12 protein-coding genes and 3 pseudogenes are annotated in these 12,107 nt (G+C 59.9%); 7 read left to right on the forward strand and 8 right to left on the reverse strand.

Features of this window, described 5'->3' with window-relative positions:
• Window positions 1-161 (forward strand): annotated as a pseudogene (locus Q8M42_RS04730) (transposase); the annotation flags it as partial.
• A 117-nt stretch (window positions 162-278) separates the two neighbouring features.
• On the opposite strand, the gene Q8M42_RS04735 reads toward Q8M42_RS04730, so the two are convergent.
• The 5 genes from Q8M42_RS04735 to Q8M42_RS04755 all read right to left on the reverse strand — a co-directional run bounded on the left by Q8M42_RS04735 (window position 279) and on the right by Q8M42_RS04755 (window position 4,091).
• Window positions 279-470, reverse strand: a complete 192-nt coding sequence (locus Q8M42_RS04735; RefSeq protein ID WP_304864973.1) for a DUF1272 domain-containing protein — start codon at window positions 468-470, stop codon at window positions 279-281.
• A gap of 23 nt (window positions 471-493) precedes the next feature.
• Window positions 494-1,489 carry a GlxA family transcriptional regulator gene (locus Q8M42_RS04740; protein ID WP_304864971.1) on the reverse strand — a complete coding sequence of 332 codons (996 nt, stop codon included), beginning with the start codon at window positions 1,487-1,489 and terminating at the stop codon, window positions 494-496.
• Between the two features lie 176 nt (window positions 1,490-1,665).
• Window positions 1,666-1,935: a hypothetical protein gene (locus Q8M42_RS04745; protein WP_304864969.1), complete on the reverse strand. Its 270-nt coding sequence runs from the start codon at window positions 1,933-1,935 to the stop codon at window positions 1,666-1,668.
• Window positions 1,936-2,121: 186 nt separating this feature from the next.
• On the reverse strand, window positions 2,122-2,961 hold the full coding sequence (locus Q8M42_RS04750) for a hypothetical protein (RefSeq protein WP_304864967.1): 840 nt from the start codon (window positions 2,959-2,961) through the stop codon (window positions 2,122-2,124).
• A 50-nt stretch (window positions 2,962-3,011) separates the two neighbouring features.
• On the reverse strand, window positions 3,012-4,091 hold the full coding sequence (locus Q8M42_RS04755) for a patatin-like phospholipase family protein (protein ID WP_304864965.1): 1,080 nt from the start codon (window positions 4,089-4,091) through the stop codon (window positions 3,012-3,014).
• A gap of 195 nt (window positions 4,092-4,286) precedes the next feature.
• Between Q8M42_RS04755 and Q8M42_RS04760 the strand changes: the two genes are divergently transcribed.
• From Q8M42_RS04760 to Q8M42_RS04775, 4 genes are read left to right on the forward strand one after another with little or no spacing between them, the layout of a single operon-like run.
• On the forward strand, window positions 4,287-4,595 hold the full coding sequence (locus Q8M42_RS04760) for a PepSY domain-containing protein (RefSeq protein ID WP_233684949.1): 309 nt from the start codon (window positions 4,287-4,289) through the stop codon (window positions 4,593-4,595).
• Entirely contained in the window at window positions 4,595-4,912 is a 318-nt protein-coding gene (locus tag Q8M42_RS04765) for a PepSY domain-containing protein (protein WP_304864961.1), read from the forward strand. Before Q8M42_RS04760 ends, Q8M42_RS04765 begins: the two co-directional genes overlap by 1 nt.
• Window positions 4,913-5,581 carry a response regulator transcription factor gene (locus tag Q8M42_RS04770; RefSeq protein ID WP_304864959.1) on the forward strand — a complete coding sequence of 223 codons (669 nt, stop codon included), beginning with the start codon at window positions 4,913-4,915 and terminating at the stop codon, window positions 5,579-5,581.
• Window positions 5,578-6,897, forward strand: a complete 1,320-nt coding sequence (locus tag Q8M42_RS04775) for a sensor histidine kinase (RefSeq protein ID WP_304864957.1) — start codon at window positions 5,578-5,580, stop codon at window positions 6,895-6,897. Before Q8M42_RS04770 ends, Q8M42_RS04775 begins: the two co-directional genes overlap by 4 nt.
• Window positions 6,898-6,924: 27 nt before the next feature.
• Here the strand turns inward: Q8M42_RS04775 and Q8M42_RS04780 are convergent, their stop codons facing one another.
• The 3 genes and pseudogenes from Q8M42_RS04780 to Q8M42_RS20890 form a co-directional block, all read right to left on the reverse strand.
• Window positions 6,925-7,521 (reverse strand): NADPH-dependent FMN reductase, encoded by a 597-nt coding sequence (locus Q8M42_RS04780; RefSeq protein ID WP_304864955.1) that lies wholly within the window; start codon window positions 7,519-7,521, stop codon window positions 6,925-6,927.
• Between the two features lie 112 nt (window positions 7,522-7,633).
• Window positions 7,634-8,389: a methyl-accepting chemotaxis protein gene (locus Q8M42_RS20885; RefSeq protein WP_370692691.1), complete on the reverse strand. Its 756-nt coding sequence runs from the start codon at window positions 8,387-8,389 to the stop codon at window positions 7,634-7,636.
• 102 nt (window positions 8,390-8,491) lie between these two features.
• A pseudogene (locus tag Q8M42_RS20890) lies at window positions 8,492-9,778 on the reverse strand (HAMP domain-containing protein); the annotation flags it as partial.
• Between the two features lie 278 nt (window positions 9,779-10,056).
• Between Q8M42_RS20890 and Q8M42_RS04790 the strand changes: the two are divergent.
• Both Q8M42_RS04790 and Q8M42_RS20895 read left to right on the forward strand, forming a co-directional pair.
• Complete coding sequence (locus tag Q8M42_RS04790) at window positions 10,057-11,376, forward strand: Na+/H+ antiporter family protein (protein WP_304864951.1); 1,320 nt, start codon at window positions 10,057-10,059, stop codon at window positions 11,374-11,376.
• Window positions 11,377-11,495: 119 nt separating this feature from the next.
• Window positions 11,496-12,080, forward strand: a pseudogene (locus Q8M42_RS20895) (cache domain-containing protein); the annotation flags it as partial.
• Between the last annotated feature and the right edge of the window lie 27 nt (window positions 12,081-12,107).

The raw sequence follows: 12,107 nt of genomic DNA on the forward strand, positions 1-12,107 counted from the left end.
AGCGTGGTCATAACCGGCAGGTGGTGTTTGCCGCTGCCGAGGATTATCAGCGCTATCTCACGGATCTTCGCGAACTTAAAGATGTATTTGGGGTAAAGGTCTACGCCTACTGCTTGATGACCAATCATGTTCATCTTTTGCCGGCACCAGCTAATGGGGTCGGAGTGATTTATTTTTGATCAATTAGGAATGGTAAACTGCTAGATAATTCACTCCGACCCCATTAGCTATTGTTAGCGCCAAACTGAGCCTGGATAAGCGCTCCTCTGGAGCGCTTTCTATTGCGCCTCACTGACAGCACGTCGTGGCCGCGGCAGCAACTCTCCGCTGCAGTTCGGGCAGCACCCGTGCAATGTGCTGTCGACGCAGTCGCGGCAAAATGTGCACTCGTATGAGCAGATAAACGCGTCCTGACTATCGACCGGCAGATCCCGGTTACAGCATTCACATTTTGCACGTAACTCCAGCATGGCAAGCTCCTTGGGTGGGGTGTTCAGGCGAAGCGTTCGGCATATTCCTGTGGGCTGATGCCAAGGTGCTTGTGAAAGGTGCGACGCAGGTTTTCCGGGTGCTTAAAGCCGCTCAAACGCGCTACCGTGCTGATTGAAGCTTGTGCGTTCTGTAACAGACTGCGCGCAGCTTGCAGACGCACAATCTCCACATAGCGGCCTGGCCCCATGCCCAGTTCTTGGTTGAAAATCCGCGATAGGGTACGCGGCGTCATATTGGCTTGCGTGGCCAGAACTGCCAGCGAAAGGTCTGCATGCAGGTGCAGCGGTATCCATTCCAACAGGCTGGCCAAGCGCGGCACTCGGCTTGGCTCTGGGCTTAGCAGCGCGCTGAACTGTGCCTGTCCGCCGGGGCGGCGCAGATACAACACCAGGCGTTTGGCCACGGCTAAGGCCAGTGGTCGGCCGTGGTCGGCTTCGAGAAGAGCGAGCGCCAGATCAATCCCAGCGGTTACACCAGCAGAAGTAAAGATATGACCATTACCGGCAGGGTCTTGCGGATCATAGGTGTGCAGGCAGTCGCCACTGATCTCAACTTGCGGATGTTCCTGTCGCAGAAGGTCGAGGTCGGCCCAATGGGTGGTGGCACGTCGACCATCGAGCAGGCCGGCGGAAGCGAGAATCAGTGCGCCGGAACAGACCGAGCCTACTCGCCTGATTTGCGGCACGGCACTACGTAACCAGTCCAGCAACTCAATGTTCTGGCACTGCGCCTTATCACCCTGACCGCCGGGGATCAGCAGAGTATCGATGTGTGCGGGTTCTGCGACATCCCAAGCCTGTTCGGCCACCAGTTGGAAACCGGCGGAGGTAGGCACCGGCCCTGGCTGCTCGCCGAGTATCAGTAGGCGATAAGACGCGGGCAAACCCTGGCGTTGCCGTTCGTCATTGGCGGAGGCAAATACCTGCAGCGGACCGGTCAGGTCCAGGCTCATGACATGCGGATAAAGCAGGCAGGCAATGGTTCGCGGAGCATCCATGGAAGCGTCTCGATAAGCGATGGATGCAGTCTGCGCTTATCGAGTAATTGGCAACAAGGACAATAAGCCCACAGATATTGCCATTAGAGCGTCGCCGGTATGGCGAATGGAAAGGAGAGAAGGGCTCTGACAAGAGGGGCCAATCGGCAGCTCAGAGCCCTTGTTGCAGCCGTCGATTACTCCGGCATGCTCCATGGCTCCAGGGTGAAACCTTGCTGGCTGAGTTGCTCACGGGACTGCTTGAGCACGTCGGCAAATTGCACCGGGTCACTGTAGATGGTGCTGGACAGTTGCGTGCGGCCGAGCAGGCGGGTACTGGTACGGTCGATCACGGTCAGGCTGAGGTTGCCAGTGCCATCTTGCGGGGCCCAGGCGACGCATTGGAAAGGTTGAAAGGCGCGGTCAGCAATCAGCAGGGCTTCGTTAAAACGCAGCGGTGCGTTCATGGGGTCGGTTTCTCCGGGTGATCCCAAATACACAAGGGCAAGCGGTGGACTCACGCTTGCCAGTCATAGTTGTTGATGACCGAAGCTGACCGTTAAGTCACATGCTGGCGAAAAAATGCACGTAATTGTCCGATAAATCACAGTTTTAATCGCGTAAGCCGAGAAATAGGGCGAGGAAGAGAGGGGTTAGGCTCTCTCTGAGTCTTTGCAGACTGCCAGCAATTGCTGCAGATAACGGGCGATATAGCGTTGAAAGCCCCGGTCATCCCAATAGCCGAGGTGGCTCAGCGGCGTATGCCGCTTGTACCAGGGGCCCACTGGCATGGCGCGGTCTTCGGCAACCACGGCGGCGTAGCTGGGCAGTGGGCGCAATGGATAACCCAGCGGGTCGGCGGGGGCATAGAGGTTGAGCCAGCGCGCCTGCTCGGTCACCGCGTCGGTCAGGCAGTGGCCGGGGAAGCGGATCGGCACAACGCTGTCATAGGCAAAGGTGAATAGCGGAATATTGCAGCCGAAGGTAATCAGCCCGCTGAGGGTTTCCAGGGCCAGAAAGGGATCGAGCGGGCATTCCTCAGCCTGGTTGATGCGCTGCTGATCCCAGGCGAAGTTGGAGAAGATATGCCCACCCAACGAGTGTGCGAGCACCACCAGCGGGGTATCGGCATCGACTTTTGCGCGCAGCGCATTGAGGCCGCTGCGCAGACATTGATGGACTTCTTCGTAGGTGGTGTCGTAGGCCTGGCTGACTTTGCGATAGCCGCTGGCATCGCCGAGAAACAGCGTGACGATGCGCCGCAACCAGCGCCAGCGCACGGGTTGGTCGCGCAGCTTGTCGAGGAACGCCAGTTGCCGCTTGTCCAGCACGCTGGCCCAGTACAGCGACTGGAAGGCTACCTGGTCCGCTTCCGCACCAAGGCGTTGGCGCAACCCGGCGATCAGGCTCTGGGCAAAGGCGTGCTGGCCTTCGTCGTCACGCAGATCGGGCTGCGTGCCGATGCCGTGGATAATGGCGACTGCGAGTTTCATCTTGCCCATCCTTGGTCATGCTGCTTGAGGTGTTCGGTTGGCGTCAGTCGCTAGAGCGGCTGCAGACGCTCGCCGAGGCGGCCGTTTTCGACCAGTTCGAGAAACTCGTCGCCCAGCCGCTGGCTTTCGCTCATGGCCGTGCGCCAATAGCATTCGCGGCCGGCATCATCGCCCAGGTAACGGCTGAAATCCTTGCGGTCGGGGAGTTTGCCATGGGGCAGGCGCGCCAGGTAGTCGCGTGAAGGTGCCAGCAGCAACACATCCTGCAGGCGCCCGCTGTCGCCGCGACGCCAGGGCATGCCCTTGTCGAACCAGCCGGGGATGACCTTATCGGTGAAGTGCGGGTAGAGCACGATGTCTTCGCCGCTGTAGGGCAGGTCGAGGTGGTAGTCGAGCAGGCCGCCATCGCGGTAGGTGCCCGGCCCGGCGCCGGGAATATCACGCACGCCTTGCATGACCATCGGGATCGAGCCTGAGGCCAGCAGCGCATGACGTAGGTTGCCACTATCGAGCTGCAGGTAGCGCGAGGGAAAGTCGCTGAGCGCGCCCAGCGGTGGCGCCAGGCGGGCATCGTGCAGGATCACCCGCTCGAAGTGCTTGGCCAGGCGCGGGCGGCCCAGCAGGTTGCTGCCAATCACCGAAGACAGGCCCAGGCTGAGGGCGCCGCGGTGATCGTGCTGCAGCAGGCCATGGCTTTTTACCACGACGATATTCAAGCGGTAATGCGGGTTGCTGAGGATGCTGGCGGCGTCGTTGCCCAGTAATTGGTCGAGCATCAGGCGGCAGCTGTTGGACACCTGCGCCATGCTCACGCCTTTGGCAAAGCGCTGCGAGGTATACAGCTCACCGAGGCGACGCAAGCCGGCAGCCGCATCCGGTAAACAGGCGCTGGCGAAACGCCAGGAACCGATGGACGCGCCAATCAGCGAACGCTCGCGAGGCGCACGTTGCAGCCAGTCGCCAAATAGCGCCAGATCCAACCCTTGAATCCCCAGCGCCTTCGGGCCGCCTGCCGCGCCGGGCAGAATGCCGACATCCGCCGGTTGCAGGCCGTGCTCGCGAATCCGCGCGAGGGCGCGTTTACCGGCCTTGATTGTCAAGGCAGGGGACTTGATTAATATCGCACTCATGCTGGCCTCCATCGCGCAAGGCGGCGATTATAGAGCGCTGAGCGCCCAAACAAAGCGACTTCAGCGCGTGAATGATGCGCGCGTGGGTTGGGATAAATCAGTGTTTGCGCCATGCCTTAAGTAAATTCAGCTTGAGTTAAGTCGTGTGCAGTAACTTGGACTTCGTCGAAAGCCAACTCCATAAGGAACTTGAACATGAAAACCCTGACTGCCGTATTTGCCGCCGCTGCCCTGACCCTGACTGCCGGTTTGGCCCAAGCCCGTGACCTGGGCCCGGATGAAGCACTGAAACTGCGTGACGCTGGCACCATCCAGTCATTCGAAAAACTCAACGCCGCAGCGCTGGCGCTGCATCCCGGTGGCAAGACCGAAGACACCGAGCTGGAAGAAGAATACGGCCGCTATATCTACCAGGTTGAAATTCGCGATGCTCAGGGCGTGCAGTGGGACGTCGAGCTGGATGCCACTAACGCCCAAGTGCTGAAGAACCAACGAGACGATTAATGAACACCACTGCTTGGCTTGCCCGCGCATTCCTGGCCTGCCTGCTGCTGACGCTGACGTTCAGCAGCAGCGCGCGTGACCTGGATCAGGATGAAGCATTACGCCTGCGCCGCGAGGGGCTGATCATGCCCCTTGAGCAGTTGTTGCAGATGGCCCTGCAGCGGCATCCCGGTGCGGTGCTGCTGGAAGTCGAGCTGGAAGAAGAGGATGGCGTACTGGTGTACGAAGTCGAACTGGTGACTGAGCAAGGCGTCGTGCGTGAGTTGGAATTGCACGCCGGCACCGGCGAAGTGCTCAAGGACGAGGTGGAAGACTGAATGCGTCTATTGCTGGTTGAAGACCACGTACCCCTGGCCGATGAGCTGCTAGCCGGCTTGACCCGTCAGGGCTATGCGGTGGACTGGTTGGCCGATGGCCGTGATGCCGCCTATCAGGGCGCGACCGAACCCTATGATCTGATCATTCTTGACCTCGGCTTGCCTGGCAAGCCGGGGCTTGAGGTGTTGCAGGAATGGCGCGCCGGTGGCCTGAGCACACCTGTGTTGATCCTTACCGCGCGCGGCTCCTGGGCCGAACGTATTGAAGGGCTCAAGGCTGGCGCGGATGACTACATGAGCAAACCCTTTCACCCGGAAGAGCTGCAATTGCGCATCCAGTCCCTGCTGCGCCGCGCCCATGGTCTGGCCAACCAGTCGCAACTGGAAGCGGCGGGGTTGCAGCTGGATGAGGGCCGGCAAACAGTTAAACGTAATGACGAAGAGGTGCAGCTGACTGCTGCCGAGTTCCGCTTGCTGCGCTATTTCATGCTGCATGCCGGGCAGTTGCTGTCGAAAAGCCACCTGGCTGAGCACCTGTATGACGGCGAGAGCGAGCGCGACTCGAATGTTATCGAGGTGCACGTCAACCACCTGCGGCGCAAGCTGGGGCGCGAGATCATCGAAACCCGCCGCGGCCAGGGTTATCGCTTTAGCGGGGATGCTGCTTGAGGTCGATTCAGCGGCGTTTGAGCCTGGGCCTGATCAGCGTATTGCTGATTATCGGTTTGCTGCTGGCGCAAAGCAGCCTTTGGCTGTTCGACCGTAGCCTGCGCAGTTACCTGCAGACAACCCTGCAAGAAGAAACGCAGACCCTGCTGGGGGCAATTGTGCGTGGCCCCAATGGCCTGCAATTGGATGAACGCCGCCTCAGTGCGGCGTTTAAACGACCGTATTCAGGGCTGTATTTCCGTATCGACTTGGAGGGGCAGAGTTGGCGCTCGCGCTCGCTCTGGGATCGTGACCTGCTCCCGGTTGAAACCGCTGGCCTGCAGGATGCGTTGGGCGACGGGCCGCAAGGTCAGCAGTGGCTGGTGTACCGCGCGGACTACCAGCGTTATGGGCAGCCCATCGTGATTCACGTGGCGCGCGATTACACGCCGATACTCGACAGCTTCAGTCAGGTGCAGAAGGTTGTGCTGGGCCTGGGGGGGGCGGCATTGGTACTGATTCTGTTGCTGCAACGGCTGATCGTCAGTCGTGCGTTGCGCCCGTTGGAGCAGACCCGCCGGCAGCTTTTACAGCTGCAGCAGGGCCAACGCAGCCAGCTGGACCAGCAGGTGCCAGTGGAGCTGGAGCCGTTGGTGGCGCAGATCAACCACCTGCTGACGCATACCGAAGACACCCTCAAACGTTCACGCAATGCCCTGGGCAATCTGGGCCATGCGCTGAAAACGCCGTTGGCGGTGCTGGTCAGCCTGGCCACCCGGGAAGAGCTCAAGCAGTTACCGCAGCTGCGCGAGAGCCTCAATGGCCAGCTGCAACAGATCGAGCAGCGTATCGCCCGCGAATTGGGCCGTGCCCGCTTAGCCGGCGAAGCCTTGCCGGGCGCGCATTTCGACTGCGCCAGTGAACTGCCGGAGCTGTTTTCGACCCTGGTGATGATCCATGGCAACCACCTGCAACTGGATTGGCAGGCCGATCCTGGCTTGCGCCTACCCTGGGACCGTGAAGACCTGCTGGAGCTGCTTGGCAACCTGCTGGACAACGCCTGCAAATGGGCCGACAGCCAGGTACGGCTGCAGATCAGCAAGCTGGGCGAGGATTATCAATTACTGATTGATGATGACGGCCCGGGCATCGACGCCGCGCAGCGCGAGGACGTGCTTAGCCGTGGCAGCCGCCTGGATGAGCAAGTCGCCGGGCATGGCCTGGGTCTGGGCATTGTGCGCGATATCATCGACGCCTGGGCAGGGCGCTTGCAGCTGGCAGACAGCCCGCTAGGCGGCCTGCGCGTAACGGTTACCTTGCCGGTAAAGCGCACCTGAGTTCATCAGGTACGCCTAACCCAAGGCTTACATACCGTTGGCAAATGCCGGGTTGCTCATGTCGATACTGGCGCGTACTGGAAGCAGGGCGTGTGCGTACTTGCTCAGAATATCCAGCTCGTAATCGATCCGTGCATGCAGGCGCTGGTCGTCCTCGCTGCTTGGCTCTGGGGTGTTCAGCACCTTCTCGACGCCGCGCACGATCAGATGCTCAGGCAGGTAGCAGAGGCGACAATTCTTGTAGCTGGACGCGCGCAACTCGCTGATCGGATAAGCCCCGCCAACGCCCGACGATACGCCCACCAACAGCCCTGGTTTGTGCGCCAGCTCAGCCTTGCTGGCATAGATAAAGAAGTTCTTGATCGCCGGGCAGGCCATGCCATTCCACTCCGGGGAGATGATCACCACGGCATCGGCGGCCGCCAGTTGTTTGCTGTACAGCCCCCAGGGGCCGCTGTCGTCGGCGGGCCACAGCGGCAGGGGGGCAAGGCCTAGGTCAATCACATTGCTCTGCGCATCATCGGTGTAACCCAACTGAATCAGGCGCTGGCGCAAGAAGCGGGCGACCTTGCCCGATTGGCTGTTACTGCGGCCGGAGCCGGCCACCAGAGCGATATTGAGCATCGTGCACCTCGATTAATTGATACGTCATAAATGAAAAACGCAGGCTAACGATTGCTCGCCTGCGTCACAAGGAAACAGCCGCCAGAGTGGCGGTCCGATGGTGCCATGTCGACTAAACGCGGAACTGGTCCATCAGACTCTGCTGGTGATTGGCCAGTTTATTCAGACCCTGGCTGATTTTCGCCGACTCATCGGCCTGGGCGGAAATCGACTCGGTGACATCACGGATCGAGGCCACATTGCGGTTGATCTCCTCAGCCACCGAGCTTTGTTCTTCGGCGGCGCTGGCGATCTGCAGGTTCATATCGGTAATCACGCTGACCGCCTGACTGATGCGTTGCAGCACGGCCACCGCCTGTTCAACCTGATCGACGCTGCCCTGGGCCTGGCGGTGGCTGCTGTGCATGGTGCTGACCACTTCCTTGGTGCCGCTTTGCAGGCCTTCGATGACCTGGCGAATTTCTTCCACCGAGTCCTGGGTGCGCTTGGCCAGGTTGCGCACTTCATCAGCTACCACGGCAAAACCACGGCCAGCTTCCCCGGCGCGGGCGGCTTCAATCGCTGCGTTGAGGGCCAGCAGGTTGGTCTGTTCGGCTATTGAGCGGATCACTTCAAGCACCGAGCCGATCTTCTCGCTGCTATTGGCCAGGCCTTCGACTTCCTGCATGGCCACGTTCATTTCATTGGCCAGCAGTTCGATGGTTGAGGTGGTCTTGCCGATCACGCTCATACCTTCACGACTGGCTTGGTCGGCGGTACGCGCTGCTTCTGCGGCTTGGGCGGCGTTGTGCGCAACATCCTGCGCCGTGGCGCTCATTTCCTGGAAAGCGGTGGCCACCTGATCGACTTCACGGAACTGCTGCTGCATGCCATCGCTGGTCTGGCTGGCGATTAGTGCGGATTGATCGGCCGTGCTGCGGGCGTCCTGCACGCTGCGCTTAACGTCAGCGATGATCGGCTGCAGCTTGTCGAGGAAGCGATTGAACCAACTGGCCAGTTCGCCCAGTTCATCCTGTTTGGCATATTCCAGGCGGCGGGTCAGGTCGCCTTCACCGCTGGCTATATTTTTAAGCATGGCCGCGACCCCGAGAATCGGCCGAGTCACACCCAGCGCCGTCAGCCAGATCAACAGAATGCCAATTACTCCGGCAGCCAGGCCCAGGCTGAGGGAAACGGCGGTGCTGCGCGTGCCCATTTCATCCATTTGCGCTTCCAGGCGCGTGGCCGGTTCCAGCAGAACGTTCTCTGGCACCTCCATCAATACGCCCCAGGGTTGTGATTCGGGAATTGGCAGTAGCGGTTGTAGCACTTGCAATGCCCCATCATGGTGCAGTACCTCAGGGCGATTGCTCGCCACCAGGCTGAGCAGTTCGCGATGCTGGTCCGTGAAGGCTTTCTCCAGCTTATCGCCCAGCAGGCTGCTGTCGCGGCTATGGCCGGCAAGCAAACCCGCTGGACTGACGATGCTGACATGTCCGGCACCGTCGAACAGACCGCGGTGTGCGCTGCTGCTCAGCTCCTGCAGGCTGGCCAGGCTGATATCCACGCCAAGCACACCGATCACCTTATCGCCCTGAATTAAGGGGAAAGCGATGCTGGTCATCAGGGTCTTTATCCCATCAGCTTCGTCGATATAGGGATCAAGCAGGCACACCTGTTTTTTCTGCAATGGGCAGCTGTACCAGGCGTTGTAGGGTGCACCACTGATGCCAGGGGTTGTGTCGGTGAGGGTTTGTTCGGTCATGGATTCGGAACTGAGTTCGCCGTCCTTGCCCTGTGCCCAATAAATCGAGAAACGGCCTTTGTCGTTGCTGCCGAGGTTTTCCTGATCGGCGAACAACTCGTCCTTGCCATCCAGGGCGTTGGGTTCGAATGCTACATAAACCCCCAACAGGCTGCGGTTGGCCTCCAGCGCACTGCGCACCTGACGGGTCAGGTCTTCGCGCAGGTCGAAGGCATCGAGAAAGCGCTTTTCCGCCTGTTCGCGGATAAACAGCACCTGAGTGGCTGCGCCGCGCCCGTACTGATAGGCATCCATAAAGTAACGCTGGATCTGCAGTGCCTGAGATTCGCCGCGCGCCGCCATACGCAACTGCGCAGACTCCTGCAGCATGGCCGAGCTGGCCTGCTTGACCAGGCTGGCGCTGCGTGAGGCCTGGATGACCGAAGCGCAGACCAGCACGGCAACAATGGCCAGCAAGCACAGGCCGGCCAGCAGGGTGATCTTCAATTGGATGGAAAGTCGGCTGAACAGCATTTTCAGGACCTTTTTATGGCAGAGGCTTAGAGCGCCTATCGGCGCTTAGGGGCTTTTCTTTAAGTTTCAGGTTAAGTAAAGCAGAGCAAATTACAGGCCAGCGACAGCTAGGAAATGGCAGGGTAATCGAAATTAGCAACGCCTTGTACAGAATAATTTACGGGTGTTTTGACAGGTCAGTCAGCATTGTGCAGAGTACGCGCCCTTCGCCGAGCCGGCGCAGCATCCAGAGAAGGTCGAAACCTTCGCGGACCTACTTAAATTGCGGGAGTAAATCGATGAACGCAGTCGTTGCGGCAGTGGGGATCATGCTGATTCTCAGCTTGTGCCGTGTGCATGTGGTGGTGGCCCTGATCGTCGGCGCCTTGGCGGGCGGCCTGCTCGGTGGCCTGGGTATTGAAGGCTCGCTGGCGGCATTCAATAAAGGCCTGGGCGGCGGCGCGACGGTGGCGTTGTCCTATGCCTTGCTCGGCGCATTTGCTGTGGCGATTGCCAAATCCGGTCTGGCTCACGCCTTGGCGGACAAAGCCCTGGCCATGGTCGGCAAGCAGGACGCCAAAGGCGCAGGCCTGCTCAAGTGGCTGCTGATTGCGCTGTTGTTGGCGGTGGCGATTTCCTCGCAGAACATCCTGCCGATTCATATCGCCTTTATCCCGCTGCTGGTGCCGCCGCTGCTGTATGTATTGAGCAAGCTGCAGCTCGACCGCCGGTTGATCGCCTGCGTGCTAACCTTCGGCCTGATTACCCCCTATATGTTTCTGCCTGTGGGTTTTGGCGGGATTTTCCTCAATGACATTCTGCTGGCCAATGTTGCCAGCGGCGGCGTCGATACCCGCGGCCTGGACGTGACCAAGGCCATGGCGATTCCAGCGCTGGGCATGCTGTTCGGCTTGCTGGTGGCGGTGTTGTTCAGCTACCGCAAAAAGCGCGTGTATGACCTGAGCAAGATCGAGCAGGCCGAGCGCGTGGATGTTGCCTACAACCCACTGAGCCTGCTGGTGGCCGGCGTGGCGATTGTTGCGGCGTTTGTCGTGCAGCTGTGGCTGGACTCGATGATCATCGGCGCCCTGGTCGGCTTTATCATCTTCTCGGTATCTGGCGTGGTGCGCTGGAAAGAGGCTGATGGCCTGTTCACCGAAGGCATGAAGATGATGGCGATGATCGGTTTTATCATGATCGCCGCCGCCGGTTTTGCCGAAGTCATGAAGGCCACCGGCGAAGTGAAAAACCTGGTCGACAGCTCCGCCACATTGATCGGCCACGATAAGGCGCTGGGCGCGCTGCTGATGCTGCTGGTCGGCCTGTTGGTGACCATGGGTATCGGCTCGTCGTTCTCCACCATCCCGATCATTGCGGCGATCTTCGTGCCGCTGGGGTTGCAACTGGGCTTCAGCCCGCTGGCCATTCTGTGCATCGTCGGCACCGCTGGCGCGCTGGGTGATGCTGGCTCGCCAGCCTCCGATTCGACCCTCGGGCCAACTGCCGGGCTCAACGTCGACGGCCAGCACAACCATATCTGGGACAGCGTGGTGCCGACCTTCCTGCACTACAACCTGCCGTTGCTGGTATTCGGTTGGGCAGCAGCTATGGTGATTTGACCGGGGCATTGCTCGTTTGCCGCGCGATAGCGCCAGACGACTCAACCTTTCAGCGGGGCTACCGATAAACCGGTAGCCCCGTTTTCATTTCGCTCTACTGCCAAGCAAGGATCTGCCCGATGCGTCTTACCTTGAAGTCAAAAGTAGTGCTGTTGGCACTGATACCCGTGGTGCTGTTTGCCCTGGTACTCAGTGGTGCCGCCGCCAAGGTGTTGCAGAACCTGGCGGCCCAGGAGGTTGAGGAAACCCGCGAGCGCCTGCTGCAGGAAAGCCGCAATGAGCTGCAGCACTACGTGCAGATCGCCCTGGGTTCGGTACAGACCCTGTATGACGGCGCCGCGCAAGGCGATATGGCCAGCCGTGAGCAAGCCGTGGCGATTCTGTCGAAGATCAAGTTCGGCAAGGACGGCTACTTCTTCGGTCACGACTCCAATGTGGTGCGCCTGTTCCGTGGCGACAGCCCGGTGGATGTGGGCAAAAGCCTGGCCGATCGCCGCGACCCGAACGGCGTATACATCAACCGCGAACTGGTGAATGTCGCCAAGAACAACAGCTACTACGTCAATTACAGCTCGCCACTGCCGACTGATGATTCGGTAATGGTGCCGAAAATGGCCTACAGCTACTACCTGCCGAAATGGGACATGGCCCTGGGTACCGCGATCAACCTTGATGGCGTTGAGGCGCAAATCGTCCAGGTGCAAGTTGAAATCGACAAGCGCATCAGCACC

The organism is Pseudomonas sp. (assembly GCF_030684895.1).
GTDB lineage: Bacteria > Pseudomonadota > Gammaproteobacteria > Pseudomonadales > Pseudomonadaceae > Aquipseudomonas.

What these genes read in the sequence shown, in the direction of transcription:
- Q8M42_RS04765 (WP_304864961.1), top strand. Translation starts at nt 4,595, where the DNA reads ATGAACACCACTGCTTGGCTTGCCCGCGCATTCCTGGCCTGCCTGCTG.
- Q8M42_RS04750 (WP_304864967.1), bottom strand. Translation starts at nt 2,961, where the DNA reads ATGAAACTCGCAGTCGCCATTATCCACGGCATCGGCACGCAGCCCGAT.
- Q8M42_RS04780 (WP_304864955.1), bottom strand. Translation starts at nt 7,521, where the DNA reads ATGCTCAATATCGCTCTGGTGGCCGGCTCCGGCCGCAGTAACAGCCAA.
- Q8M42_RS04745 (WP_304864969.1), bottom strand. Translation starts at nt 1,935, where the DNA reads ATGAACGCACCGCTGCGTTTTAACGAAGCCCTGCTGATTGCTGACCGC.
- Q8M42_RS04790 (WP_304864951.1), top strand. Translation starts at nt 10,057, where the DNA reads ATGAACGCAGTCGTTGCGGCAGTGGGGATCATGCTGATTCTCAGCTTG.
- Q8M42_RS04740 (WP_304864971.1), bottom strand. Translation starts at nt 1,489, where the DNA reads ATGGATGCTCCGCGAACCATTGCCTGCCTGCTTTATCCGCATGTCATG.
- Q8M42_RS20885 (WP_370692691.1), bottom strand. Translation starts at nt 8,389, where the DNA reads ATGCAGCAGCAGTTCCGTGAAGTCGATCAGGTGGCCACCGCTTTCCAG.
- Q8M42_RS04755 (WP_304864965.1), bottom strand. Translation starts at nt 4,091, where the DNA reads ATGAGTGCGATATTAATCAAGTCCCCTGCCTTGACAATCAAGGCCGGT.
- Q8M42_RS04735 (WP_304864973.1), bottom strand. Translation starts at nt 470, where the DNA reads ATGCTGGAGTTACGTGCAAAATGTGAATGCTGTAACCGGGATCTGCCG.
- Q8M42_RS04770 (WP_304864959.1), top strand. Translation starts at nt 4,913, where the DNA reads ATGCGTCTATTGCTGGTTGAAGACCACGTACCCCTGGCCGATGAGCTG.
- Q8M42_RS04760 (WP_233684949.1), top strand. Translation starts at nt 4,287, where the DNA reads ATGAAAACCCTGACTGCCGTATTTGCCGCCGCTGCCCTGACCCTGACT.